Source organism: Acidobacteriota bacterium, assembly GCA_039683095.1.
In the GTDB taxonomy this organism is placed as follows: domain Bacteria; phylum Acidobacteriota; class Aminicenantia; order Aminicenantales; family Saccharicenantaceae; genus RBG-16-66-30.
This window is the reverse complement of sequence record JBDKSB010000012.1, coordinates 542,912-569,198: the sequence shown is the minus strand read 5'-3', so window position 1 is coordinate 569,198 and position 26,287 is coordinate 542,912. Positions and strand designations below refer to the sequence as shown.

General features: G+C 67.1%; 14 protein-coding genes. 9 read left to right on the top strand and 5 right to left on the bottom strand.

All coding sequences use genetic code 11. The features are described 5' to 3' along the window. Window positions 1-18 precede the first annotated feature (18 nt). The 6 genes from ABFD52_10315 (at window position 19) to ABFD52_10290 (ending at window position 11,617) form a co-directional block, all read left to right on the top strand. Window positions 19-1,062: an alcohol dehydrogenase catalytic domain-containing protein gene (locus ABFD52_10315; protein MEN6561156.1), complete on the top strand. Its 1,044-nt coding sequence runs from the start codon at window positions 19-21 to the stop codon at window positions 1,060-1,062. Continuing rightward, window positions 1,059-2,219 carry an iron-containing alcohol dehydrogenase gene (locus ABFD52_10310; GenBank protein MEN6561155.1) on the top strand — a complete coding sequence of 387 codons (1,161 nt, stop codon included), beginning with the start codon at window positions 1,059-1,061 and terminating at the stop codon, window positions 2,217-2,219. The genes ABFD52_10315 and ABFD52_10310 overlap by 4 nt, the downstream gene beginning before the upstream one ends. A 32-nt stretch (window positions 2,220-2,251) precedes the next feature. Continuing rightward, window positions 2,252-4,735, top strand: a complete 2,484-nt coding sequence (locus ABFD52_10305; protein ID MEN6561154.1) for a glycoside hydrolase N-terminal domain-containing protein — start codon at window positions 2,252-2,254, stop codon at window positions 4,733-4,735. A 272-nt stretch (window positions 4,736-5,007) separates the two neighbouring features. Next, entirely contained in the window at window positions 5,008-7,470 is a 2,463-nt protein-coding gene (locus tag ABFD52_10300) for a glycoside hydrolase family 95 protein (protein ID MEN6561153.1), read from the top strand. 16 nt (window positions 7,471-7,486) lie between these two features. Next, a complete protein-coding gene (locus ABFD52_10295) occupies window positions 7,487-9,256 on the top strand; it encodes a hypothetical protein (GenBank protein ID MEN6561152.1) in 1,770 nt (589 codons plus the stop codon). Window positions 9,257-9,340: 84 nt separating this feature from the next. Beyond that, window positions 9,341-11,617: a S9 family peptidase gene (locus tag ABFD52_10290; protein MEN6561151.1), complete on the top strand. Its 2,277-nt coding sequence runs from the start codon at window positions 9,341-9,343 to the stop codon at window positions 11,615-11,617. Window positions 11,618-11,729: 112 nt separating this feature from the next. Here the strand turns inward: ABFD52_10290 and ABFD52_10285 are convergent, their stop codons facing one another. The 5 genes from ABFD52_10285 to ABFD52_10265 all read right to left on the bottom strand — a co-directional run bounded on the left by ABFD52_10285 (window position 11,730) and on the right by ABFD52_10265 (window position 20,063). Beyond that, window positions 11,730-13,301 (bottom strand): arylsulfatase, encoded by a 1,572-nt coding sequence (locus ABFD52_10285; protein MEN6561150.1) that lies wholly within the window; start codon window positions 13,299-13,301, stop codon window positions 11,730-11,732. Then, the gene (locus tag ABFD52_10280; protein ID MEN6561149.1) at window positions 13,291-14,505 is read right to left on the bottom strand and encodes a uroporphyrinogen decarboxylase family protein; all 1,215 of its coding nucleotides are present in this window, start codon (window positions 14,503-14,505) and stop codon (window positions 13,291-13,293) included. The genes ABFD52_10285 and ABFD52_10280 overlap by 11 nt, the downstream gene beginning before the upstream one ends. Window positions 14,506-14,616: 111 nt before the next feature. Then, a complete protein-coding gene (locus ABFD52_10275; GenBank protein ID MEN6561148.1) occupies window positions 14,617-16,065 on the bottom strand; it encodes a sulfatase in 1,449 nt (482 codons plus the stop codon). Window positions 16,066-16,128: 63 nt separating this feature from the next. Further along, window positions 16,129-19,149: a glycosyl hydrolase gene (locus tag ABFD52_10270; protein MEN6561147.1), complete on the bottom strand. Its 3,021-nt coding sequence runs from the start codon at window positions 19,147-19,149 to the stop codon at window positions 16,129-16,131. 20 nt (window positions 19,150-19,169) lie between these two features. Continuing rightward, window positions 19,170-20,063, bottom strand: a complete 894-nt coding sequence (locus ABFD52_10265) for a carbohydrate kinase (protein MEN6561146.1) — start codon at window positions 20,061-20,063, stop codon at window positions 19,170-19,172. Window positions 20,064-20,129: 66 nt separating this feature from the next. Between ABFD52_10265 and ABFD52_10260 the strand changes: the two genes are divergently transcribed. Genes ABFD52_10260 through ABFD52_10250 form a run of 3 tightly spaced genes read left to right on the top strand, consistent with a single transcriptional unit; the run spans window position 20,130 to window position 26,259 of the window. Continuing rightward, a complete protein-coding gene (locus ABFD52_10260) occupies window positions 20,130-23,429 on the top strand; it encodes a hypothetical protein (GenBank protein ID MEN6561145.1) in 3,300 nt (1,099 codons plus the stop codon). Next, window positions 23,426-24,976, top strand: a complete 1,551-nt coding sequence (locus ABFD52_10255) for a sulfatase (GenBank protein MEN6561144.1) — start codon at window positions 23,426-23,428, stop codon at window positions 24,974-24,976. Before ABFD52_10260 ends, ABFD52_10255 begins: the two co-directional genes overlap by 4 nt. A gap of 23 nt (window positions 24,977-24,999) precedes the next feature. Next, window positions 25,000-26,259 carry an anaerobic sulfatase maturase gene (locus ABFD52_10250; GenBank protein ID MEN6561143.1) on the top strand — a complete coding sequence of 420 codons (1,260 nt, stop codon included), beginning with the start codon at window positions 25,000-25,002 and terminating at the stop codon, window positions 26,257-26,259. Window positions 26,260-26,287 lie beyond the last annotated feature (28 nt).

The following is a 26,287-nucleotide window of genomic DNA, read 5'->3' as shown; positions in this document are numbered from 1 at the left end:
CGGCCAAGGAGTCTTCGCATGAAACAAGCCGTCATGACCAGTCCGGGCGCGATCGAGTTCCGCGATGTCCCGGCGCCGAAACCCGGGCCGAAGGAAGTCCTGATCCGGGTCCGCATGATCGGCATCTGCGGATCAGACATCCACGTCCGCCACGGACGCCATCCCTTCACGTCCTACCCGGTCGTGCAGGGGCATGAATTCTCCGGCGTCGTGGAGGCCGTCGGTCGGCGCGTCGAGAGCGTGCGGCCGGGGGAGAAGGTCACGGCCACGCCCCAGCTCGTCTGCGGCCGCTGCGCCCCCTGCCGGCGGGGGGACTACCACATCTGCGACGTCCTCCGGGTCCAGGGATTTCAAGCCCCCGGCTGCGCCCAGGAGTTCTTTCTGACCCGGGAGGAACGGATAGTCCCGCTTCCGGCCTCCTTCACCTTCGAACAGGGCGCGCTGGTCGAGCCCGCGGCCGTCGGCGTCCATGCCGCGTCCCGCGCCGGGGCGCTGGCCGGGGCCAACGTCGCCGTGCTCGGGGCCGGCCCCATCGGCAACCTCGTCGCCCAGGCGGCCCGGGCCGCCGGCGCCAGGGTCCTCATCACGGATGTCAGCGAATTCCGGCTGGACATCGCCCGGAGGTGCGGCCTGAAGCACGTCGGCCGGGCCGGGCGCGAGAGCCTGAAGGAAGCGTCGGCCCGCGTCTTCGGCGCCAAGGGTTTCGATAAGGCTTTCGATTGCGCCGCGGCCGAGGTTGCGCTGAACGAGGCGATCGGCGCCATCCAAAAGGGCGGAACGATCGTCGCCGTCGGCGTCTACGGCGACCGGCCCCGCGTCGACATGGGCCTCGTCCAGGACCGGGAGCTGACCCTGACGGGCACGCTCATGTACCGGCGCCAGGACTTCGTCAAGGCGGTCCGCCTCATCCGGTCGGGCGGGCTGGTCACCAGGCCGCTGGAGACCCGCCATTTCCCGTTCGAGCAGTACCGGAACGCCTACGATTACATCGAGCAGGAGGGGGAGAGGTCGATGAAGATCTTTGTCGACCTTGATTCCATACAACAGGAGAGCTTGTCATGAAAGAATTCCGTTATTTTCACCCCACGGAGATCCGTTTCGGCAGGGGGCGCCTGGCCGAGGTCGGCCAAGTCGCCGCCAGTTTCGGGAGCCGGGCCGTCCTGGTCACCGTCCCCGATGAACCCTGCTTTCATGGGATGTTCACGCGGGCCAAGGGCCTGCTGACCGAGGCCGGCCTGGCTGTGGCCCGCTTCGACGGGGTCATCGCCAATCCGACCACCGAGGTCGTCGCCCGGGGCGCCCGGCTGGCCCGGGAGTTCAAGGCGGACGTCCTCGTCGCCGTGGGGGGAGGATCGACCATGGACACGGCCAAGGCCATCGCGGTCGAGGCCACCCATCGGGGCGGCGCTTGGGATTACCTCTTCTTCCGGGACAAGCAGCCCACGGCCAAGACCCTGCCCGTCATCGCCGTGACGACGACGTCGGGGACGGGCTCCAACGTGACCCAGGTCGCCGTCGTGACTAACCCGGCCGAGAGGAACAAGTCGGCCCTGGCCCATCCGCTCCTCTACCCCCGCGTCTCACTGGTCGATCCCGAGCTCATGGTCTCGCTGCCCGATAAGGTCACCGCCTCCACGGGATTCGACGTCTTCGCCCACGCTTTCGAGAGCTTGATCAATCCCGGCGGATCGCCCTATACCGACATGATGGCCATGGAGGCCATCGGCCTGACGGTCAAGTCGCTCCCGGCCGCCCTCAAGGACGGCCGGAACCTCGAGGCCCGGGAACGCATGGCCTGGGCCGACACGCTGGGCGGCCTCTGCATCGCCAACGCCGGCGTGACCCTGCCGCACGGCATCGGCATGGCCATCAGCGGCTTCTACCCGCACGTGGCCCACGGCCAGGCCCTGGCCGTCGTCTATCCGGCCATCCTCGATTACACCTGCAAAACCGTGCCGGCCAAGTTCGCGGCGGTCGGCAGGATCATCGATCCCCGGCTCGCGGCGGAGAAGGGCGCCAGGGCCGCCGAAGGCGCCTGCGCCGCGATCAAGAGGTTCATCAAAAAGATCGGGATGGACTTCCGGCTCCGCGATTTCGACGTTCCGGAAGAGGAGATCGAGGCTTTGGCCCGTCAATCCCTGGTGCTGCCCGATTACAGGAACCACCCGCGTCTGGCGACGCCGGCCGACGTTCTGGAGATCCTCGGCAGCAGCTATTGAGGGCGGTCGCCCCGCCCGCAAAGGAGGTTGACATGATGAGCCGGATCCGCCGCTCCGGAACGCCGGCCGTACTGGTCCTGGGCGCCGTCCTGATCAACGCGATCCCCGGACTCGGCGCCTCGCCGAGTCCCTCTTCGCCGGCCGCCGCCCAGGCCTCGGGGATCCTGGCGCCGCCCGCGCGCGGGTTCGTCAGCTCCGAGCCCGGGGCGACCTGGGAACAGGGCCTCCTCAGCGGGAACGGGACCGTCGGGGCCAGCGTCCTCGGACGGCCTCTCGACGAGATCATCGTCTTCAGCCACAAGAGGATGTTCGTGCCCGAGCGCGACCCGCTCCTGCCGCCGGCTGTCGCGACGCGCCTCTTCGAGGTCCGCCGCCTCATCGACAGCGGCCTCCATGACCAGGCCGGCCGGCTGGCCGTCGATGCGTCGATACAGAAGGAGTTCCTTTACCCCGACGCCCTCATGCCCGCGTTCGACCTGAGGATCAGGATGGCGGCGGACGGCGGGGTCTCCGGCTACGCGCGCGCGACCGATTTCGCGACCGGCGAAACGATCGTCCATTGGGCCGACCGCCGCGGCCCGTTCGAGCGGCGCCTGTTCGTCTCCCGGGCCGACGGCGTCGCTGTCCTGAGGATCACGGGCCCGGGACCCGGCGCCGTAAGCTGCCGCCTCGAGCTCTCGCCCCGGGAGCCCGGCAACCGGCGGTTCCGGGCCGATGTCGGCAACCTCGCCGTGACCGCCGACACGTCGACCCTGACCTTCCGTCACGGCTTCACCCATGCCTACCCCGGCAGCATCCAGGGCCTTGAAGGCGTGGCCCGGGTCGCGGCCCGCAACGGCGCGGCGGCCGCTGAGGGACAGGGCCTGACGCTAAGCGGCGCGGACGAGGTCCTGGTGTTCGTGGATATCAAGGTCCTCGACGACTTCGAGAAGTCCCTGATAGAACGGACCAAGAAGGATCTGGCGGCCCTGCCCGCCGACTACGCCGCGCTGCTGGGCCCGCACGCGAGGATCCACGGCGGGATCTTCGGCCGCATGCGGCTCGATCTCGGCGGGGGGGCCGACCGGGGCCTGACGTCGGAAGAACTCCTGGCCACAACGACGGACGAGGAGCCCTCCCGGGCCCTCATCGAGAAGGTCTTCGACGCCGGCCGGTACAACATCCTCTCCAGCGTGAGCGACCTGCCGCCCACCCTCCAGGGCGTCTGGGCCGGGACCTACAGCCCGCCCTGGGCGAGCGATTTCACCCACAACGGGAATGTCCCCTCGGCCATCGCCTCGCTGCTCATGGGGAACATGCCCGAGCTCATGCCGGCCTACACATCCTATATAGAGGGACTGGTCCCATATCTCGAGGTCAACGCCAAGATGACCTTCGGGGCGCGGGGGATCGTCCTGCCCTCGCGGTCGACGACCAACGGCTACAACAACGCCTTCGAGGCGGATTTCCCCGGCCAGTTCTGGGTCGCCGGCGCGGCCTGGGCGGCCCATTTCTTCTATGACTACTGGCTCTACACGGACGACCGGGAGTTCCTGGCCCGCCACGCCCTGCCGTTCATGGAAAAGGCGGCCCTGTTCTTCGAGGACTATCTCTATGAGGGTCCGGACGGGCGCTACCTGTTCAGCCCGACCCAGTCGCCGGAGAACGCGCCCTCGAACACCAGGTCACAGGTGACGTTCAACGCCACGATGGACGTCGCCGCGGCCAAGGAGCTGCTCTCCAACGCCATCGCAGCCTCCCGGGCGCTCGGCCTCAACCGGGACAAGGTCCAGGTCTGGGAAAAGATGCTGGCCAAGATGCCGCCCTATCTCGTCAACGAGGACGGAGCGGTCAAGGAGTGGCTGACGCCCCGCCTGGCCGACAACTATAACCACCGGCACAGCTCCCAGCTCTACGCCCTTTATGACGGGATGCCGGAGGAGATCGCCGGTGACCCGCGGCTCCGGGCCGCCTTCAGGAAGCTCATCGAGATCAAGCTCGATCGCCACTGGTCGAACTGGCGGAAACAGGGCGGGTTCATGTCCTTCGGCCTGGTCCAGCTGGGACAGGCTTCGGCCAGCCTGGGCGAGGCCGACCTGGCCTACCGCTGCCTGGTGCCGCTCCTCAACCGCTACTGGCTCCACAACCTGGCGTCCATGCACAACGCCAAACAGCTGTTCAATATGGACATCAGCGGGGGCCTGCCCGCCGTGCTCATCAAGATGCTCGTCTCCTCCGACCCGGGGATCGTGCGACTGCTGCCGGCCTGTCCTGCGGCCTGGCCGTCAGGGACGATCGAGGGCGTTCTCTGCCGCGGCCGGATCGAAGCCAGGCGGCTGACCTGGAACGGCAAGACCATCGAGGTCGTGCTCAAGAGCGGCAAGGCCCAGGAGATCACGCTTCTCGCGCCCGGGGACATCGCCTTCCTGGCCGTTCGCGGAGGCGGGGCCGCCGTCCGGAGCGCCGGGAACGCCCGCAGCCGCCGGCTGTCGCTTCCGGCCTGCCGGGAGCTAACGGTCGAGATCGGATTGAAATGACGGTGTCCTCCAGGCGCTCCGCAGCCAGGCTCGACCCGGTCAGGGCAGGCGGCCGGGTCGTCCCGGCCGGCCCGTTCCTCGGCGGGGCCGGGGGTGTAAGATGGGAAGGGGAGGATACCGGCCCTGTCAAGTTCGGCGTCGATCATGGGACGTGGACCCTCGCCGGTTGCGGCGCTCCGCCGATCGCCCAGCCCCGCGGGCAGGATGGAGACAAGGGCCATCGGGGGACGACGCCCGCGGCCGGAAGAGTCTATCTCTGAAAGGAATTCCCTATGAGGACTAGCGGAAAAAGGATCCGCGGCTCAGCCGCCGCGGCGGTCCTGCTTCTCGCCGGCACGCTGGCCGTTCCGGTCGGGGGGGCGGACAGGCTTTCCTTCGATCCCTCGACGATCCTCTGGTACGCCCATCCCGCCGATAAATGGGAGAACGCCCTGCCTGTCGGGAACGGCCGGCTGGGGGCCGTGGTCTTCGGCCGGACGGACGAGGAGCGGATCCAGATCAACGAGGAGACCTATTGGTCGGGCGGCCCGTATTCCACCGTCGTGAAGGGCGGCGCCAGGGCCCTGCCGGAGATCCAGAAGCTCGTCTTCGAGGGAAACTACAAGATGGCCCACATCCTGTTCGGGCGCCATCTGATGGGATACCCCGTCGAGCAGATGAAATACCAGTCCCTCGGCGATCTCGTCCTTGAGTTCGGCGCGAAAGGGGCCGTCACGGATTACCGGCGCGAGCTCGACCTGGACACGGCCGTTGTCACGACGCGCTACACGCAGGACGGCGTCCGCTTTCAGAGGGAGGTCTTCGTCAGCCCGGTGGACCAGGTCATCGTCGTCCGGCTTTCGGCCGACAAGCCGGGCCGGATCTCGTTCAAGGCCCAGCTCCGCGGCGAGCGGAATTCGGCCCACTCGAACTACGCGACCGATTATTTCCGGATGGACGGCCTGCCGCCCGACGGCCTGGTCGTGCGCGGCAAATCGGCCGACTACATGGGCGTGACCGGGGCCCTGCGCTACGAATCCGTCCTCAAGGCCCTGCCCGAGGGCGGGACGATGAGCCTGGACTGGGACGAGCTCCGGATCGCCCAAGCCGACGCCGTCACGCTGCTCGTCGCGGCGGCCACGAACTTCGTTAACTATAAGGATTGCAGCGCCGACGAGCAGGCCCGTGCCGGAGCCGTGATGTCGGCCGCGGCCGGCAAGCCTTTCGACAGGCTGAAGGCCGCCCACCTCGGCGAGCACCGGCGGCTGTTCCGCCGCGTCGACCTGCGCCTGCCCGCGACGCCGAACTCGGCCCTGCCGACCGACGAGCGCCTGGCGGCCTGCGACGGCGACAACGATCCCGCCCTGGCCGCCCTCGTCTTCCAGTTCGGGCGCTACCTCCTGATCTCGTCGTCCCGGCCCGGCACGCAGCCGGCCAACCTCCAGGGCATTTGGAACAAGGACATGAACCCGATGTGGGATTCCAAATACACGACGAACATCAACACCGAGATGAACTACTGGCCCGCCGAGGTCGGCAACCTGAGCGAATGCGCCGAGCCCCTCTTCAAGATGATCGAGGAATTGACGGACCAGGGCGCCCAGGTCGCCCGGGAGAACTACGGCGCCCGCGGCTGGGTCTTCCATCAGAACACCGATCTCTGGCGGGTGGCCGCGCCCATGGACGGCCCGAGCTGGGGAGCGTTCACGACCGGGGGGGCCTGGCTGGCCACGCACCTCTGGGAGCACTACCTGTTCACGGGGGACAAGGAGTTCCTGAGGCGATATTACCCGGTCCTCAAGGGCAGCGCCGAGTTCTTCCTGGATTTCCTCGTTCCGCATCCCAAGTACGGCTGGCTCGTGACCAACCCCTCGACGTCGCCCGAGAATTTCCCGGACATCCCGGGCCAAACCCGCTTCTTCGACGAGATCACGACGTTCAAGACGACGACGTCCATCTGCGCCGGCTCGACGATCGACATGCAGATCCTCGCCGACCTGTTCGGGTACGTCGCCGGGGCGGCCGACGTCCTCGGCGTGGACGCCGATCTCAAGGCGCGCGTCCTCGCCGCCAGAGCCAGGCTGGCGCCCCTGCAGATCGGGAAGCGGGGCAACCTCCAGGAATGGCTCGAGGATTGGGGAGAGACGGAAGCGAGCCACCGGCACATCTCCGGGCTCTGGGGCCTGTTCCCCGGGCATCAGATCTCCGCCCGAAAGACGCCGAAATTAGCCGAGGCGAGCCGGGTCGTCCTCGAACAGCGCGGCCTTCCCGGGAACGGCTGGTCCTCGGCCTGGAAGGCCGCCTGCTGGGCGCGCCTCGGCAACGGCGCCAAGGCCATGGAGAACATGGCCTACGCCATGCACAAGTACACTACGCAAAGCCTCTTTTCGATCTGCTCGAGCGCGATGCAGGTCGACGGCTCGTTCGGCATGTCCGCTGCGGTGGCGGAGCTTCTCCTCCAGTCCCACGAGGGCGAGCTGGCGCTCCTGCCGGCCCTGCCGGGCTCGTGGACGGACGGAGAGGTCCGCGGGCTCGTCGCCCGCGGCGGATTCGAAGTCGGAATGAAATGGAAAGGCGGGCGGCTCGAGGGCGCGACCCTGCTTTCGAAGATCGGGAATGCCTGCCGGATCCGCTCGGCCGTTCCGCTGAGGGTCTTCGTCAGGGGGAAGTCCGTCCCTGTCGTAAAGGCCGGTCCGGGCCTCATCGAATTCCAGACGTCGCCGGCCGCGACCTATGTCCTGTCGGTTGCGAGGTAGAGGAAAAGGAAAGATCATGAGAAGCAGAACATCCATTGCCGTCCTGGTCCTGACCGCTGGCTGCCTCGCGGGCTGCGCCTCTCCGGTCAGAGAAGCGAATGTCCCTTACGCCTCGCAGCCGTGGCCGCCCCGCGTCAGGGCCTCCGAAGTGCCCCCCGGCTGCCCGTTCGAGCGCTCGAAGGACATCGTGGCCGTGGCCTTCACCCGCAACTCGGTCGCCTACACCGACGCCGACACCTGGTATCCCTCCTGGGCCCAGGACGGGAACATGTACAGCGGCTGGACGGACGGGGAGATCGGAGAGGAAGGCTGCCACTCGAACGGCCGGAACGCCAGGACCGGCAACGCCCTGATCGAGGGCGCCGATCCCCTGAACCTGACCGTCACGTCCCTGGGCACGGAAGCCGCCTCGGCCGAACCGTATGGCGGCCGCTACCCCAGCGCCAACCTCGTCCATGACGGGATCTGGTACTACGGGACCTATGCCGTCGATTTCGACTTCACGAAGCCGGAAAACCCGGATCTGTACAGCTGGGCCATCTGCGGCCCCCTGCCGGGCTTCCGCATTTCCAGGGACTACGGCAGGACTTGGATCCCGAGCCCGCTCTCGCCCGGGAAGCCCCTATTCCCGGAATCGGGCAAGGGCGGCCGGCAGGTCAAGATGGGGACGCCGCATTTCGTCGATTTCGGACGGAACATGGAGCATTCCCCGGACGGGAAGGCCTACCTCGTCGGGCACGGCGCCCTCGACGGCGACACGGCGCCGCGGATCGCCGGAAACAGCTGGATCGCCGGCGACGCCGTCTATCTGGCCCGGGTGACCCCGAGCCCGGAGACGATCAACGATCCTGCGAGCTACGAGTTTTACGCCGGCCGCGGGCAGGACGGGCGCCCCGTCTGGTCGAAGGACTTCGCGGCCATTCGGCCCCTCGCCTCATGGAACAACCGCATGGGATGCACGACCATCGCCTACGACGCGCCCCTCCGCAAATACCTGATGTGCGTCACGGACGGCTGGCCGGGCGTCGAGGATATGAACTCCTACATCCTTGAGGCCGACGAGATCACGGGTCCCTATCGCCTGATCGCCTTCATGGAAAAGTTCGGGCGTCAGGGTTATTTCCTGAACTTCCCGTCGAAGTTCATCGGGGCCGACGGCCGGAGCGCCTGGCTCAGCTATTCGGCCAACTTCCATAAAAAGTACTTCGGCAACCGGACCGTGGCCGATCCCATGGGCGGCCGCTACGCCTGGACGCTGCAGGAGGTCCGCCTGCTCGACGCGGCGGGGCTGGCCGGGCTGACCGAAGCCGCGGGCCGGGCGCCCGAGGACCGGCTCAAGAGCGAGTCCAACATCGCCCTCCGGGCCAGGGTCAACGTCTCATCGGTCCATAAGAAGAACAAGCCCTTCACCGAGCTCATCGAGTACTTCGGGGAAGGGGCCGTCGACGGCGTCGTCGATCTTGACGAGGCCATCAACCGCCGCGAGTGGGTGAGCCGCGGCGAAAGGCAGACGGCGATGATCCGCCTCAGCTGGGATTCGCCCCAGGAGGTCCGGCGAGTCTGGCTCTTCGACCGGCCGAACCCGAAAGACCACATCATCTCGGGCGCGCTGCTGTTCAGCGACGGCAGCTCCGTCAAGGTCGGGGAATTGCCGAACGACGCCCGCTCGGCCCGGGAGATCGTCTTCCCGGCCAAGAGGGTTTCCTGGGTTGTGTTCGCGGCGGACACGGTGTCCCCGGAGACATCCAACGCCGGGTTGGCGGAGTTCGCGGTCTTCAAGGACTAGAGAGGCGGCGGCCGTCCGGCTCCCGCCGCCCGCTGGATACGATCGGACCGGTTTGGTATCCTGACAGGAACAAGGAGAGAAGAGATGCTCAAAAGAACGGCCCTCCGCCCCATGATCGCCCTGATCGCGGTCCTGGCGCTGGTCGCGGTCCTGCCCGCCCAGGAGACCCCTTCCGGAGCCGGGCTGCTGACTCTGGACCGCATATTCGCCTCACCCGAATTCTCCCAGGAACGGTTCGGCCCGGCGCGCTGGATGAGCGACGGCGAATCCTACACGACCCTGGAGCCGAGCGCCGAGGCCAAGTCCGGCCGTGACCTCATCCTCTATCGGGCAGCCACGGGCCGCCGGGAGGTCCTGGTCGCGGCGGCCAAGCTCGTCCCGCCCGGCTCGGACCAGCCTTTGTCGATCGAGAACTACGCCTGGTCGCCAGACGGCAAGGTCCTGATCGTCTTTACCAACTCGAAACGGGTCTGGCGGCAGAACACCCGGGGCGATTTCTGGACCTATGAGCTCCAGTCCGGCCGCCTGCGCCGGCTCGGGGCTGGCTTTGAGCCCTCCAGCCTGATGTTCGCCAAGCTCTCGCCGGACGGCCTCAAGGCCGCCTATGTCGTCAAGAACAACCTCTATGCCGAGGACCTGGCCTCGGGCCGGACGACGCAGCTGACCTTCGACGGAAGCGAGGATATCGTCAACGGGACCGCCGATTGGGTCAACGAAGAGGAGTTCTCGATCCGGGACGGTTTCCGCTGGTCGCCCGACAGCGCCTCCATCGCCTTCTGGCAATTCAATACGCGCAACGTGCCGGTCTTCACGATGATCGACAACACCGGATCGTTCTATCCCAAGGTCCAGACCTTCAAGTACCCCAAGACGGGGCAGACGAATTCCGCCGTCAGGGCCGGCGTCGTCCCCGTTTCGGGCGGAGCGCCCGTCTGGATCAAGACGCCTGGCGACCCGAGCAACACCTACATCGCCAGGCTCGAATGGGCCGGCAATTCGCGCCAGGTCATCCTCCAGCACCTCAACAGACTGCAGAACACGCTGACCGTTCTCCTCGGCGACGCGGCGACCGGCGAGGCCCGGAGCCTTTTCGTCGACAAGGACGAGACCTGGGTGGAGATCATGGACGACTTCGTCTGGCTCGACGGCGGCCGGAGCCTGCTCTGGCTGAGCGAGCGCGACGGCTGGCGGCACGCCTACCGCGTGTCGCGCGACGGCCGCGAGGTCAAGCTGCTGACGCCGGGCGATTACGACGTCGTCAGCGTGGACGCCGTGGACGAGCGCGGCAACTGGCTCTACGTCACGGCCTCACCGGGGGACGCCACGAAGCGGTTCCTCTTCCGCGTCCGCGCGGACGGCAAGAGCGCCCCGTCGCTCGTCGGCCCGGCCGGCCAGACCGGCGTGCATAGCTACGACATCTCCCCTTCGGCCCGCTGGGCTTTCCACACCTGCGGGACCATCGATACCCCGCCGGCGACCGAGCTCGTCCGGCTGCCCGAGGGGAAGCCCGTCCGTACGCTGGCGGCCAACAAGGAGCTGAGGGCCCGGGTCGAAGGCCTGTCCAGGAAGAAGGCCGAGTTCTTCAAGCTCGACATCGGCGACGGCGTCCAGGTCGACGGCTGGCGCATCCTGCCCCCCGATTTCGACCCGGCCAAGAAATACCCGCTCTTCGTCTATGTCTACGGCGAGCCGGCCGGCCAGACCGTCCAGGACAACTGGGGCGGCAACGGCTACCTCTGGCACCTCATGCTGGCCCAGCAGGGCTATGTTGTCGCCAGCTTCGACAACCGCGGCACGCCCGCGCCCCGCGGCCGGGCCTGGCGCAAGAGCATCTATCGCCAGATCGGCATCCTGGCCTCGAGGGACCAGGCCGCGGCAGTGCGGGCCGCCATCGCCGCCTGGCCGTACATCGACGCCGAACGCGTCGGGGTCTGGGGGTGGAGCGGCGGGGGCTCGATGACATTGAACGCCATGTTCCGCCACCCCGATCTTTACAGGACCGGGATCTCCGTCGCTTCGATCTCCAACCAGCGGATCTACGACACGATCTACCAGGAGCGCTACATGGGCCTGCCCGAGGACAACGCGGACGGCTACAAGAACGGCTCGCCCATCACGTTCGCCAAGGATCTCAAGGGGAACCTGCTCATCGTTCACGGCACCGGCGACGACAATTGCCACTACCAGGGATTCGAGATGCTGGTCGACGAGCTCGTGGCCAACAACAAGGCCTTCACGATGATGTCCTATCCCAATCGCTCTCACGGCATTTACGAAGGGAAGGGCACGACTCTCCACCTCTATACGCTGTTCACCCGGTTCCTCAACGAGAACCTGCCGCCGGGCGGCCGGGCGCGCTGAGGACGCGGGGGAGGGGATCCGCCGAGAACCGTAGCGGCCCGAGCCGATCGCGTACACGCAGCTGCCGGCCTCCAGGCCGCGCAAAGAGACACCTTCGGACGAATCCTCAGAGTCAGAAGGACCGGGGCTCCTTTCCTCTTTTTGGCCGGCTGAAGCCCTGGCTTCGGTATTGACCCAACAAGGCCGAAAGCGCCGCCACGATCGGTGGATTCTCGGCTGCGAGGTCTCGCGTCTCACCCGGGTCCGCATCCAGATCATAGAGCTGGCCCCTCCCCCCCTCTTGTTCCGCGGCGATATACTTCCATCGTCCCTGGCGGATCGCCAGGGCGCCGTTCCCCGCCTGGAAGATGAGAGCTTCATGAAGGGGTTTGCCCTTTGACTTTCCGAGGAGCGCCGGGAGGACGCTCCAGCTATCCTCGGCGCCGTTGTCCGGAAGCGGCGCGCCGACCAGGTCGGCGAACGTCGCGCACATGTCGCCCAAGCTGACGAGTTCGCCGGATACCGCGCCCGGCTTGACCTTCCCCGGCCAGCGGACGATGAACGGCACCCGGTGCCCTCCCTCCCAAATATCGCCCTTATATCCGCGGAAGCCCATCGCGGATCGATGCCCGTTCGCGCCTTTCTGGCCTCCGTTGTCGCTCGTGACGATGAGGAGCGTCTTATCGGAGATCCCGCGCTTCTTGAGGTGGGCATCGACCTCCCCGACCACCCAATCGAACAAGGCGACGAGGTCTCCGCGCGGGCCCTCCTTGCTCTTGCTTTTCATGAATTCCGGCACGAGCCATGGGACATGGGGGGAATTGGGTGAAACGATGAGGAAAAAGGGATCGTTCGGTCTTTGCCCAAGATGGCGGTCGATGGCCGCCTGGGCCTTGCCGGCAAGGATGATATCGATGTCCTCCTCCGACCAGCCGTCGGCCATCGGTCCCGGCAGGAATCCCGGGAGTCCCCGCCATTCCTCCCTGCTCATTCGGGTCGGCACCGCGACCAACCGATCGTCCTCGATGAAGACGTACGGCGGATCATTGCTGGGGCAGCCGGCGTTCCCGTAGAAATGATCGAATCCGAGACGGGTGGGCCCGCCGCCGACCGGTTGGCTGAAATCGACGCTCCATTGCAGCGTCTCATCCGTCTGGAACACCTTGTCCTGACTATAGTAATCTCCGGCCTTGCTTCCGTCCTTCGTTTTCCATTCGAGCCCGAGATGCCATTTCCCGACGTACGCCGTCCCGTAGCCGCGGCTCCGGAGGAGCGAAGCGAGGGTCAGGCGCGAGGGTTCGATCAGGGGAGGCCAGTACGGCATCAGGACGCCCTTCTTGAGCCGGGTTCTCCATGGATATCGCCCCGTGAGGAGGCTGTAGCGCGTCGGCGAGCACATCGACGCGGGGGCGTGCGCGTCCGTGAACCTCGTGCCTTCGGCCGCAACCCGATCCATATGGGGCGTCGGGATCAGGGATGCGGGGTTATAGCATCCGGGATCCCCGAGTCCCATGTCGTCGGCCATGATGATGACGATATGCGGCAGCTTTTCCGGCGGCGCAAATTCTCCCCTTACGTTTATCGCGAGAGGGAAGGCCAGAGCAGGCGCGCCAAGGCCGATAGATTTCAAAAAATCCCGTCGATCCATAACTCTCACCTCACAAGAGAATATATTGTCACGCGGGGAACGCGGATCATGTCCCATGATAACGACCGTACTGCATCAGCGTCTCCCACCAGGCAATGATATTCTCCGGCGGGACTCCCGCCTGGATCACGTGGATCGGCGCGAAGACGAATCCGCCGCCGGGGGCCAGGTCTTCGATGCGACGGCGCGTTTCATCGCGCACTTGCCGGGGCGTGCCGAACGGCAAGACGGCCTGGGTATCACAGCTTCCGCCCCAGATGGTCAGGTCCCTGCCGAACTCCCGTTTGAAGCGCCGGGTGTCGTCCATCCCCTTGCAGTTGACCTGCCAGGGATTGAGGATGTCGACGCCGGCCTCGATCAGGAGCGGGACGAAATCCCAGATCGCTCCGTCGCAGTGGAAGAAGATGAAGATTTCGGTCCGGGCCCGGCTCTTGAGGAACTGGAATAGCTGGCGGTGGTACGGCCAGATCAGGTCCCTGTACATCCCCACGGAGACCAGCGGGCCGGATTGCGTGCCCAGATCGTCGGCCGTCGAGAGGACCAAGGTGTGCCTGTCGAGGAGGTCGAGCGCCCGGCCCCAATAGGCCGTCTTGACCTCGAGCTCCTTCGACATGATGGCGTGGACGAGCGCGGGCTCCGTGACCATTTCCATGAAGAACTGCTCATACCCCCGCATCCACATGGCATGTTCCCACATGCCCGCATGCATGCGCTCGACGACAACGCCGCGGCGCTCCTGCTCGACCACCTGATCGACGCGCGGCTTGAGGCCTTCGAAACGGGCCGGATCGAGCGCGTCGGGCCAGGGGTAGCGTTCGATGTCGGCCACGGTCCGGCACTCCGCCAGGGGGCTGAAGCAGAGGTCATAGTAATGCCCCCCGTGCCTAGGCATCTGCCAGCCTATGCCGAACTCGTCGATCAAGCGGTCGTGATCGCCGACCCAGCCGAGGTCCCGGGCCAGCCCGGCCCGGCCCGGGGCGTTCGGCCGGACGCTTCGCACATCCACCCTCAGGAGATCGCGCACATCGTCCCCGGTCTCGGCCATCTGCGTGACCCGATCGAGGACCCGGGCTTCGCCGGGCAACCCGAGCACTTGGCGCAGCGCCGTCAGGGCGCGGACGTTGATGCCGGTGACCATCGAGCCGCCGAGGTCGAACGGAACACGGTCCGGCTCCCGATGATGCAGTGCCGTGACCAGCCGCCGGTAGCTCGTCCATTCTTCGGTGTTGGAGACCAGCCGGGAGTCTTCATGAGCCGTCATCTTAATCCTCCTTCATGTCGGGCGACGGGAGAGAGCGTCCGCGACGGGTGGATCGCTGCGCCAGGCGCTGTAATTCGAGAATCCGGGCGCGAGCTGCATCGTCGACGAGGATCAGGCCGCCTTTGAGGGACGATTTCGGGCGTCTCGGGGCTCCTTGAACTTGGCCTGGCCGTCGAGCAGGGCTTTGATCGTCCGGCCGCAGCGCTCCCGCAGATCGGCCAGGACGCGGGCCCGGCCGGGGTCGCCGGCCAGGTTCCTTTTCTCGTCGGGATCGGCCGCCAGATCGAACAGCTCGACGTATTCCGGATGGCCGGGATATTGGATGTATTTCCAGCGCTCGGTCCGGACGCACTCACTGCGCGGGATCTCGGGATGGTCCCACAGCTCTTCGCAGAAGACTTCGGTCCGCCAGTCCGTCTTCTTACGGCCGAGGAGGGGTCTCAAGCTGCGGCCCTGGGCCTGGGACGGGACGGCGGCCCCGGCCAGGTCCAGGAGCGTCGGTCCGAGGTCGACGTTCAGGACCAGGTCCCGCTTGACCAGTCCCCGGCGCTCGCGCGGCGCCCGCGGATCGAACACGACGAGCGGGACCCTGATCGACGGCTCGTACATCAGCCATTTGTCGGCGTAACCGCGCTCGCCGAGGAAATAGCCGTTGTCCGAGGTGTAGACGATGACGGTGTTCCCGTCGAGGCCGAGGCGGGCGAGCTCGTCCCGGATCCGGCCGAGGACCATGTCGACGCCGCTGATCATCCGGTAGTAGCCCTTGACCATGGCCTGGTATTTTTCCGGCGTGTCGAACCGCCAACTCCAGCGCGTCCGGCTCATCGTGTTCTTCAGGAAGGCGGGCTGGGCTTCGTAGTATTCCGGCGCCGCCATCTCGGGGACGGGGATATCGACGTCCCGATACAGGCCGTCAACGGCCGGCGGCCAGAAATATTGCCTGGGATCTCCGTCGTCGGCGTGCGGGGCCCAGGGGCACCAGACCATGCAGAAGGGCTGCCCGGGCCCGACGCCGCGGAGGAAATCGATGACCTGATCGCCTTCGACCTCGGTCATGTGGCGTTCGACCCCGCCGATCGTCTGGATGTGGGGGAGGCCGTCCAAATGCGTGACGTCGAACATCGCGGCGGGGACGTCCTTGTCCACGGCCACGCCGAACTTGCCGACGAAACCGGTCCGGTACCCCGCCCGCCGGAGCCGCACCGGGTAGCTGATGTCGATCAGAGCCGGGGCCAGAGGCGGCTTGGTGAAGGTGTATGTATGCGTCCGTTCATACGTTCCGGTCAGGATGCTGGCCCGGCTGGCGGCGCAGATCGGCGTCGTCACGAAAGCCCGGTCGAACCGGATCCCTTCGGCCGCGAGCCGGTCGACGTTCGGCGTCCGGATGATCGGGTTGCCGGCGCAGCCGAGCGTGTCGAAACGCTGATCGTCGGTCACCACGAACAGGAAGTTGGGCCGGCCCGGCGTCCCCGTCCGGGGCGCGCAGCCCCGGCCGAGCGCCAGGGCCCCCAGCCCGGCGGCGGATGTGCCGAGGAATTCCCGGCGGGTCAGCTTGGACATGTCGTTCCCCCGTGAGCCGCTTATGCTCGGGTCCGGGTGAACAGGCCGTTTCACCATGGGGTCTCAAGGCTGGATCGGGGACTCGCGGGGGGCGATGATCTGGACCGGTCCGAACAGGCCCGATCTCATCAACGGCGGTATCTCCGTGTAGACGGGACGCGTCTTCCCGCGCGGGACCCGGCCGTAGGAGCTGTCCGATGTCGGGTCCGTCTGGATCCGGTCGAGGTTGCTTCGGGTGAAGCGTTCCGACTCGGGCCTCAACGAATCGGCATTCAGCCGGTTGGCCCAGAGATTGGCGACCCGGATCTCCAGCCGGTTCGATCCGCTTCGAACGGCCCCGGAGATCTCGACCCGATAGGGCGGCAGCCAGACCACTCCCAGGTCTTTCCCGTTGACGGTCACCTCGGCGATCTCGGTCAGGTCGCCCAACTGGAGGAACAACCGGCGCTTCGAGGCCAGAGCGGCCGACAGTTCGAACGTCGTCCGATAGGTCGCGATCCCCGAGAAGGCCCGGATCCCCGGGTCGCTCGACTCGGTCCAGCCCTGAAGCCGTTCGAATGTCGCCGTTCGCGGCGCTCCCCAGCCTTCGGGGAACTCGACCTGCCAGGGCCCGTCGATGGTCAGGGCCGCGGGATCGGCCGACGGCAGGAACGTGTCGCGGGCCAGCGGATCGAGCTTCGGACTCTCGGACGGCTCGGCCGTCCGGAACACGACGAAGACCGATCCCAGGGGCCCGAGCTCCACGCGAAGCTCGGTCCGGCCCGTCCCGACGGTCGTCCAGTCCCGGCAGGCGCTGCGAAGTCCTGAATCCGGCCACCAGAATTCGGGAGCCAGACCTCGGGCCTCCGCGGCGACCCTGAACCGGCAGGTCAGGCCCTGCGGCTCCTTCGTGGCATTGCGGAGGAAATAGAATTCCTCATCCGCGGTCCGCCGATGGACGAAGTCGAGCGGGCCCAGGTCCCCGTCGGGACGCCCGGCGATCTCGAGGTCGGGAGCGACGCCGACCGCCCTGAGCGCCGCGCTCTTTCCGCCGGCGATGACGAAGCGTCCCCGGCCGATGGGCCGGACCCGGACCTCCTCGCCGCCCGGCCGGTCCGACGCCTCGCCTCCGCCCCAAAGCTCGTCGGCGAGCCGCTCAACCTCCCGGTCCTTCTCTTCCCGGCCACGCAGGCCCGGAGAGCGGGTCGGCCTTTGGTGGCCGATGACCGTCGCCCCTTCGGCGACAAGCGCTCGGATCCTTTTCAGGACCTCCGGGGGGATACGGTCCTGCTCCGGGAGCGTGAGGGCCGCGTAGCTCGTCCCGTCCGGCAGCACGATCCGCCCCTTTTCCACCCGCATGCGCCGGAGGATCACGTCCGACGAACACGCGTCGTAGTCGTTCGACCGATCGAGGCCCGCCAAGAGAGGCTTTTCGGGCACGTTGCACAGAGGCGGATAGAAGTTCGGCGCCTGATCGCCGTAGAAATGGCACACGTCGGCGACGAACCAGCCCTGGCGCAGCATGTAGGAGCACCGCGCCAGGTAGTCCATCAGGCCCCGGGCCATCGGCCACCAGGTCGCCGCGGGGTTGATATCCGTGCCCGCGTGATAGGCCCAGCCCGGAAGCCCCGCCTCCGGCGGCGAACTCGCGAACGCGTGCAGGGAGAAGGAATTCAGGCCCTCGCACAGCGCCCGGTCGGCGATCTCCTTGTAATCCAGGGGGCCGTCGACCCAGCGGCGCCAGGTGGTGAAGGACTCCGCGTCGACAAGGCGCTTGTCGTAAACGTGCGCAGCCGAGGCGATCTCCTTGACCAGGAAGATGCCGCGGTGCCGGATCCAGAACTCCCCGCGGGGGATATCGACGGCCCCGAGCGCCGTGATCCCGTCCACCGGATTGGAATCCCAGATCGGAGGCCCCGGCCCGCCGGCTTCTGCGATGAGCTCCACTCCATAGGAATGGAGGAACCTCCGGCCGGCCTCGTAATGAGATTCGATCAGCCGGTCGCTCACTGTCTTCCGCCAATCGTACAGGAACCGTTCCTGGGCCCCCGGATCGGCGAGCTTCCAGCCCGCCAGAAGCGGCAGGAACCGGATCACCGCATAGCCCGTCCGGCGCTCGAACTCGCCGGCCATGGATCCGTTCCAGGGCGTGAACCCGTCGAGCTCCATGCTGTCGAATTCCATCGCCCGGAAGCTGGTGCCCTCGAACGAGTCCCGGCCCAGCTCCTTCAGGATGGCGGTGACGATATGACGAAGATGGAATTCGGTGGCCCGGGGATCGAAGAAGTCGATCATGGGACCGCCCGAAATCGGGCTGGGCACGATCAGCTGCTGCCCGTGATTCGCGCAGACGAAGCGGAGGATCGTCCATTCACCGGCGGGGACGTCCCAACGCACCAGGCCGGCGGCGTCGACCCGGTTCGAGAGGTCGACGACCCGGTCCACGCCGGCGATGGTCATCGATCCGTCATGAGGAACGGCCAACACCGCCACTTCCTGCAGAAAGCGGGGCCGGCCGTGCTCGTCGCGCGGACATTGCTCCGGCAGATCGGGCAAGGGCAATCCCTCATGAAAGCGTTTCGGGCCCGTGACGGTGGTCGCGGAATGATAGAGGCCCTTCCCGGCGTGTTCCGGCGGGATCCAGCTCCCTCCCGCGTTCCAGCCGCTCGAAGCCACCAGGCCGATCCTCAATCCGAGCCGGCCCGCCTCGCGGATCGCATGGGCGATCAGATGCACGGATTCAGGGCCGAGGAACTCCGGGCCGGCAGGCACCCGTCCGTCGGGATCGGCGGCCGCCGCCACGTCCCAGATTTCGCCGCCGCGCAGGCCGCCCCGGCCCATCGCCTCCAGGTCGCGGGTGATCTGCTCTTCGGTGATCGATCCGTTGAGCCAAGCCCAAAAGCACCCGGGCCGGGCCTCGACGGGGGGATCGGCGAATGCGCAGGGCGAAAGCCGGTCTTCGCTCCGGGACGGCCTTTGAAGCTCGCGAGAGAAGCCCCTCGCGGAGGGGACTGCCGACGCGAGCCCGCTGGACGGCCAGTCTCCGCTTTGCAGCATGATCGCCGCGAGCAAGATCCGCCCGATCCGGCGGGCCGGCTTGGACATGTCGTTGCTCTGTGAGCCCCTCATGGTTGGGCCCGATCGGCCAGCTCGGCCGGCAGCTCCGGCCAGGCCCCTTTGCGGGAACAGACGTAGGCGGCGACCCGGTTGGCCCGTTCGCCGATCTCCGCCCAGCCCCGATGCCTCAACATCCCCATGACCAGGGCCGCCGTGAAGGCGTCGCCCGCTCCGACCGTGTCGGCCGTCTCGACGGGACGGCCGGGCGTGCTGAGATCGACGCCGCGGCCGAAAAGGCGGCTTCCCGACGGGCCCTTCGTGATGGCGATCAGGGTGAGGGGATAAGCCTCGAGCAGTCCGGCGAGGACACGGTCTTCGGGACCTGGAAGCGACAGCATCCCGGCGACCGTCGTGAGCTCCTCGTCGTTCAGCTTCAGCACGGCGGCTCGTTCGAGAAGGCTGCGCACGGTCTCCCGGCTGAAATACGATTGCCTCAAGTTGAGGTCGAGGACCCGCAGGCAGTCCGGCCTCGTCGCGTCCAGGAAGGCTCCGATCGTGGCCCGGCTGACCGGGGACCGTTGGGCCAGCGAACCGAAGCAGACGGCGTCGGCCCGGGCCGCGAGCCCGGCGATCCCTGCCGTCCAAGGGATGACGTCCCAGGCCACCCCTTCGTGGATGGTGTACCGAGGGATCCCGCCGGCGTCCAGCGCGACCGTGACCGTTCCGGTCGGGACACCGCTCACCACCGCGATGCCGCTCCTGTCGAGCCCGCGGCGGCCGAGCTCTTCGAGGATCTCCCGCCCGGGCCGGTCGTCGCCGGCGGCGCTGACGATCACGCTCGACGCGCCCAGCGCCCGGGCGTGGACGGCGAAATTGGCCGGGGCCCCGCCCATCTGCCGGCCGTCCGGAAGGAGGTCCCAGAGTATCTCCCCGATGCCGACGACGATAGGCGGCGCGCTCATGCGGATGTCATTCTCTGGAGTTTCTCTGGGATTTATTCTATAATCATTTCTTATTTAAGGCAAGAAATGAAGACTTTTTCCATACGAGTCCTGGTCGCGGTTCTCCTGATCGCCTTCCTTTCGAGGGGCGGAGCCGTTTTGCCGCGGGCAGCCGCGGCCGGCGCTTGCCTGTCTTTAGAGAACGGTGCGCTGGCCCTGGTCATGACCGGAACGGACCGCTTCCGGCTGACCAACAAGCTCAGCGGCCGGTCCTATGATGTTCTCGCCGCCCCGTTCGAGTTCCTTTTCGAGATCGGGGGGCGGACGTTCCCCGCCGTCTCGGGCGATTTCGTCCGGTCCTCCGTCCACAGGCCCTCTCCGGACCTCCTGCGGATCCGTTTCGATGGACAGGGGGATCTCGCGGGGCTGGCCGTCGAAGCGGATTACCGTTTGGCGCCCCGGAGCTGGTATGTCCGCAAACTCCTCAGGGTCCTCAACGGCCGGACCGTTCCGATCATCGTCCGGGACGCCACCGTCGACGCCATACGGATCAAGGACGTCCCCTTGCCCAAAAAGCCGGAGAATCCGGTCTTCCTGGACGGCCAGCTCTTCTGGGGCCTGGAGTGGCCGATCGCCGAAGCGGGCGTGCGCGACGGGCGCTTCGCTCTCGGCCATTTCCCCGCGGCGGAGGTTCCGCCCCGCGGGACCTGGACGAGCAAGACCAGCGGCTTCGGCGTTTCCGCGGCGGGGCTGATCGATGAGGCCTTCGGCCGGTATATCCAGGACATCCGGGCGAACCGCGCGGACTTCATTACGTTCTATTTCGACTGGCTCTGTCACGACAACTCCGGACCTCGGGAGTCCGAAGTGTTGGCCAACTTCGCGGCCCTGCGGCGGCTCAAGGAGCTCTACGGCCTGCGTTTCGACATCTACAATTCGGACGCCGGCCTGGTCGAATCGCAGGGAACGTATTATCCCCAATTCATGTCCAACTTCCTGTCGCGGTTCCCGGCCGGACTGAGGCCCCTGGCCGAGGGGTCGAAGGCGCTCGGCATGCGCCTCGGGCTCTGGCTCGGTCCGGACGGCTTCGGCGAGAAGCCTGGGGAGATGGCCGCCCGGAGGGAACAGCTCCGGTCCTGGGTCAGGGACTTCAACGTCGGCCTGTTCAAAATGGACACCGTCGTCTCGGAGCTTGACCACCCGGATAAATACGTCCTGGAGAAGAAATATCAGAGCCTGGCCGACGCCTTGTCCGAGGCCCGACGCATCGACCCCGGATTCATCGCGATCAATCACCGCATCAACAACTCGCCCTATATGCTGACCATCACGGACTGTCTCCTCTGGCGCGGCGAGGAGACCTATATCGACGTCCACATCAGCAACGAGACGGCCGGCCTCTCCAACCGCGACTGCTCGATCGGCCGCGAGCTGAGCTCCGAGTTCTTCGGGACGCCCTTCCGGCAGTTCGAGGACCACGGCATCTGCTTCAACAGCTGCCTCGAGAAGTGGGAGGACGACCTGGTGGCGCAGGCCTTCGGCCGCGCTTCGGTGCTCTCGCCCGAGATGTACGGGACGTTCTTCTTCCTCGCAGACGAGGACTATCCGCGCCTGGCCCGCCTGATCCAGCTCCACGAACAGCTCGAACCGCTGCTCAAGAACGCTTACCCGCTGCCGGGCGGGGACATCGCCCACGCCGACGGTTCGTCGTCCCTCGTGCTCGTACGCAACATGACCTGGGAGCCGGTGCTGAAGTCGATCCCCCTCGACGCATCGATCGGCCTTGCGGCGGCGCCCGGCGCGCTCCTGACCGTACGGCAGCGCCATCCCTGGGAGATGCTGATGAAGCGGGCGGGCGATGGGGCCGTCGCCGGCGGGACGCTCCAGGTCGAGCTGGACCCCTTCAGCCTGAAGCTCATCCAAGTCGATGCGGCGCCGCCCGCCGAGCCGCTCGTGGCCGGAGTCCCCTACGAGATCGTGCCCGGGCCCGACGCCCGGAGCTTTGGCATCAAGCTTCTCGGAACGCCGGGGCAAGAGGCCGAAGTGTCATTCCTCGATTTCGGGGATCGCACCGTGCGGACGGACTCCGGCAAGCCGGTTCCGACCGGGGACAGGCCTTGGCGGATCGCCTTCCCTGGGACATCGCCGGCCGGACCGTCCTTCGCCCGGCTGGGCGATTTCGAGGACGATCCCGCCGCGGCCTCGGACGGGGCCCGGCTGGCGGAGTTGGCCAAGTTCAGCATCGACGACGACGCTCTCGAGATCCGGGAGATGGTCCGTTTGAAGAGGGAGCCGTCGAAGCTGCCCGAGATCGAGGCCTGCCGGGCCTATATGTGGGACAAGGTCGCGGCCGCCGAGGGGACCTTTCTCAATGCCTTCGACGGCGATCCCGGGACGCGCTGGAGCGACGGATTCCCGCGCCGCAGCCCGTTCACGGGCAGCCCGGCCGCCTATCGGAGCGAGACGTCCCTCTGGCGCATCGACCTTGGCCAGCCGACCGATCTGGCGAAGCTCGAGTTGCGCGTCGTCCGCCGGACGGACGCGGCCTTTCTCGAGGCCGTCGAAACGTCCCCCGATCTGAGGACCTGGCGGAGGGCGGACGGTCTGAGCCTGGCCGCGGCCGAGAGCATCCCGGCCGCCGCTTCGCTCAAACAGCGCGGCCGAACGATCAGGATCTTCGATGTCGATGCGGGCGACCAGAGGCCCGTCGCGATCGCCGTCCCGCTTTCGGGCGGTCCTTGCCGCTACGTCCGGATCCGGGGCCGCGACTTCGGCGTCTCGGAGATCCTGGGCTGCGACCGGGCGGGGCGGCCCCTGGACCGGAGCGGCTGGCGGGCCACCAACTTCTTGGGAGAGACGGCCCTCCCGCGCCGCGTCCTGTCCGCGGTCCACGTCCCGGCCGACGCAACCCCCGGGCGCGAGTACGCCGTCGCCGTCACGGCCGGTCCGGCGAAGTTCGATCCGGTCGACGGCGTCTACGTCGTGGCCCTCGTCGACGGCCGCCCCGTCGTCCCGCGGCACCGGGTCCCGAGCTATCCCTATCACAACTACGAATGGAACTCGGGGGCGCCGAAGCTCGCCGGCATGACCTTCCGGCTCCCGATCGACGGGGCCTGGACAGGCAGGACCGTTGAATTCCGGATCATGATGTTCGGCGAGGGCGCCGAGGGGGCGAGGGCCGAGCTCCGCCTCGTGACGCCGAAACCGGTGTTCGTTCCCCTGACGCTCCGTACCGGACACGCCTCGGATCCCGGGCCGATGGGGACCGGTGTTGACCAGCGAAGGGAGATCCATATGCCTCCTTTTACGCTTCTCGATCGCGGCCGGACCCGGAGTTTGACCCGCTCGCGGGCCCTGTGCTATAAGCCCGAGGGAGGGCGCGGATGAAAAGGCGGGAGTTCGTCAGATCCGTCGGCTGGGCCTCGCTGGCCGGTCCCCTCGGCCGGTATCGGTCCTTGCTCGAGAAGACCCCTTCGCCCCCCCCGCCCAACATCGTTTTCATCATGGCGGACGACCACGCCTCGCAGGCCGTCGGCTGTTATGGCGGCCGCCTCAACCGGACCCCGCACATCGACCGGATTGCCCGGGAAGGCGCGCGGTTCGACAGATGCTTCTGCACCAACGGGATATGCGCGCCCAGCCGGGCCGCCATCCTCACGGGAAGATACGGCCATCTCAACGGGGTCCGCGACAATGCCCGCGTTTTCGACGGGTCGCAGGCGACCTTCCCCAAGCTCCTTCAGGCGGCGGGATATGAGACGGCCCTCTTGGGCAAGTGGCATCTAGAGAGCGATCCGACGGGTTTCGATCATTGGTGCATCCTTCCCGGCCAGGGCGATTACTACAATCCAGACCTGATCGAGATGGGCGCGAAAACGCGCCGCCCCGGCTATGTCACGGATATCCTAACGGACCTCGCGATCGATTTTATCGAAGCGCGCAGGAACTCATCACGGCCGTTCCTTTTGATGCTCCATCATAAGGCCCCGCACCGGAACTGGCAACCGGCCGTTCGCCACATGGCGCTCTATGACGACGCGGAGATCCCCGAACCGCCGACGCTGTTCGACGATTACGCGACACGATCCCGGGCCGCCGCGGAACAGGAAATGACCATCCGGGACCACATGACCCTCGAATCCGACCTCAAGCTCGGGCCGCCGCCGGAGAGGCTGGACGCGGACCAGAAAAAGGCATGGGAGGCGGCCTACGGCCCGAAGCGCGAGGCGTTCCGCAAGGCCGGGCTCTCGGGAGACGCGCTCGTCCGGTGGAAATATCGGCGCTACCTTCAGGACTATCTCGGCTGCGTGGCTGCGGTCGACGAAAGCGTCGGCCGGGTCCTCGACGGGCTCGACCGGACCGGCCTCGCCCCGAGGACCCTTGTCATATACACCTCCGACCAAGGGTTCTTCCTGGGAGAACACGGCTGGTTCGACAAGCGCTTCATGTACGAGGAAGCGCTCCGGATGCCGCTCGTCATGCGCCTGCCCGGCCGCATCCCGGCCGGTTCCGTGAGGGACGAGATGCTCACCAACGTGGATCTCGCGCCCACCTGCCTCGATGCCGCCGGAATAAAGCGACCGGCCGCCATGCAGGGGATGTCGTTCCTGCCGCTGGCCGAGGCCCGGCCGGTCCCCGGCTGGCCCAAGTCGATCTTCTACCACTATTGCGAATACCCGGCCGTTCACATGGTCAAGCGCCACTATGGCGTCCGCACCGAGCGCTACAAGCTCATCCGCTTCTACTATGACATCGACGCCTGGGAGCTTTATGACCTCGAGCGAGATCCACGGGAGCTCCGAAACGTCTACGCCGACCCGGCCTATGCCGGTGTCCGGCGCGACCTCACGAGCGAGCTTCTCAGGCTCCAGAAGCTCTACGGGGACTCCGAGGAGCTGGCCCTCCGTTTCGTCAAGGCCGACCTCAAGAAGTGACACCCGGACCCGCCTTCCACATCATGGCCAAGCCCGCGGGGGCTCAGTGCAATTGCCGCTGCGACTACTGCTTCTACCTGACGAAGGAACGGCTTTACCCCGGTTCGAGCTCCCGGATGCCGGACCGGGTCATGGAATCCTACATCCGCCAAGCCCTGTCCATCCATCCCGCCTCCGAGGTCCCGATCGCCTGGCAGGGCGGAGAGCCCACGCTCATGGGCCTCGACTTCTTCCGGAGGGCGGTCGAGGCGGGACGGAGACATGCCCGGCCCGGGCAGCGGGCGGCCCACGCCATCCAGACGAACGGGGTGCTCCTCGACGGAGCCTGGTGCCGGTTCTTCCACGAGCACGGGTTCCTCGTCGGCCTGAGCCTCGACGGTCCGCGAACGCTCCACGACGCCTTCCGCCGTGACAGGGGAGGCGATTCGGTCTTCGCGAAGGTCGTCCGGGCGGCGCGCCTGATGCAGGCGCATCGGGTCGAATTCAATATCCTCTGCACCGTCAACGCAGCCAACGCTCATCATGCGCTGGACGTCTACAGGTTCTTCCGGGACGAGATCGGGGCCCGCTATGTCCAGTTCATTCCCGTCGTCGAGCCGACGGCGGGAGCCGCCGGCCGCAAGGGCCCGAGGGTGACCGGCCGCTCCGTGGGCGGGTCCGATTTCGGGCTCTTCCTATCGACGATCTTCGATGAGTGGGTCCGGCGGGACGTGGGGGTCGTGTTCGTCCCCTTTTTCGACGCCGTGCTGGCGTCGTATCTCTGCGGGGAGTCCACCCTCTGCGTCCTGCGCCCGACTTGCGGCCAGGCCCTGGCCTTGGAACACAACGGCGACCTCTATGCCTGCGACCATTACGTCGACCCGGCCCATCTTCTGGGGAATATCCTGGAGACGCCCCTCGGAGAGCTGCTGTCCTCGGAGAGACAGAGGGCCTTCGGACTGGCCAAGTCGGCGACCCTGCCGAGCGACTGCCGCGAATGCCGATTCCTCTTCACATGTCACGGCGAGTGCCCTAAGAACAGGGTCCTCGAGACGCGCCGCGGCGAACCCGGGTTGAATTGGCTCTGCGAGGGCCTGAAGGCGTTCTTCGCCCACACGGAGCGGCCCATGCGGCTCATGGCCGGCCTGATCGGCCGGGGCCGGCCGGCCGCGGACATCATGAGGGCCACCTCCGGCGAGGAAGGCCGCCGGCCGCCGGCGCCGGGCGGCGAGAGGCCCGGCAGGAACGATCCCTGTCCCTGCGGCAGCGGCCTGAAATTCAAGAAGTGCCACGGCCGGGCGTGAGCCCGGAACGCTCCGGCGGATACGGATG

Bases quoted from the DNA above. Each gene is read 5' to 3' on its own strand.
- ABFD52_10310 (MEN6561155.1), top strand. From the start codon at position 1,059: ATGAAAGAATTCCGTTATTTTCACCCCACGGAGATCCGTTTCGGCAGG.
- ABFD52_10250 (MEN6561143.1), top strand. From the start codon at position 25,000: ATGGCCAAGCCCGCGGGGGCTCAGTGCAATTGCCGCTGCGACTACTGC.
- ABFD52_10305 (MEN6561154.1), top strand. From the start codon at position 2,252: ATGATGAGCCGGATCCGCCGCTCCGGAACGCCGGCCGTACTGGTCCTG.
- ABFD52_10275 (MEN6561148.1), bottom strand. From the start codon at position 16,065: ATGTCCAAGCTGACCCGCCGGGAATTCCTCGGCACATCCGCCGCCGGG.
- ABFD52_10270 (MEN6561147.1), bottom strand. From the start codon at position 19,149: ATGTCCAAGCCGGCCCGCCGGATCGGGCGGATCTTGCTCGCGGCGATC.
- ABFD52_10260 (MEN6561145.1), top strand. From the start codon at position 20,130: ATGAAGACTTTTTCCATACGAGTCCTGGTCGCGGTTCTCCTGATCGCC.
- ABFD52_10300 (MEN6561153.1), top strand. From the start codon at position 5,008: ATGAGGACTAGCGGAAAAAGGATCCGCGGCTCAGCCGCCGCGGCGGTC.
- ABFD52_10265 (MEN6561146.1), bottom strand. From the start codon at position 20,063: ATGAGCGCGCCGCCTATCGTCGTCGGCATCGGGGAGATACTCTGGGAC.
- ABFD52_10285 (MEN6561150.1), bottom strand. From the start codon at position 13,301: ATGGGACATGATCCGCGTTCCCCGCGTGACAATATATTCTCTTGTGAG.
- ABFD52_10295 (MEN6561152.1), top strand. From the start codon at position 7,487: ATGAGAAGCAGAACATCCATTGCCGTCCTGGTCCTGACCGCTGGCTGC.
- ABFD52_10290 (MEN6561151.1), top strand. From the start codon at position 9,341: ATGCTCAAAAGAACGGCCCTCCGCCCCATGATCGCCCTGATCGCGGTC.
- ABFD52_10315 (MEN6561156.1), top strand. From the start codon at position 19: ATGAAACAAGCCGTCATGACCAGTCCGGGCGCGATCGAGTTCCGCGAT.
- ABFD52_10280 (MEN6561149.1), bottom strand. From the start codon at position 14,505: ATGACGGCTCATGAAGACTCCCGGCTGGTCTCCAACACCGAAGAATGG.
- ABFD52_10255 (MEN6561144.1), top strand. From the start codon at position 23,426: ATGAAAAGGCGGGAGTTCGTCAGATCCGTCGGCTGGGCCTCGCTGGCC.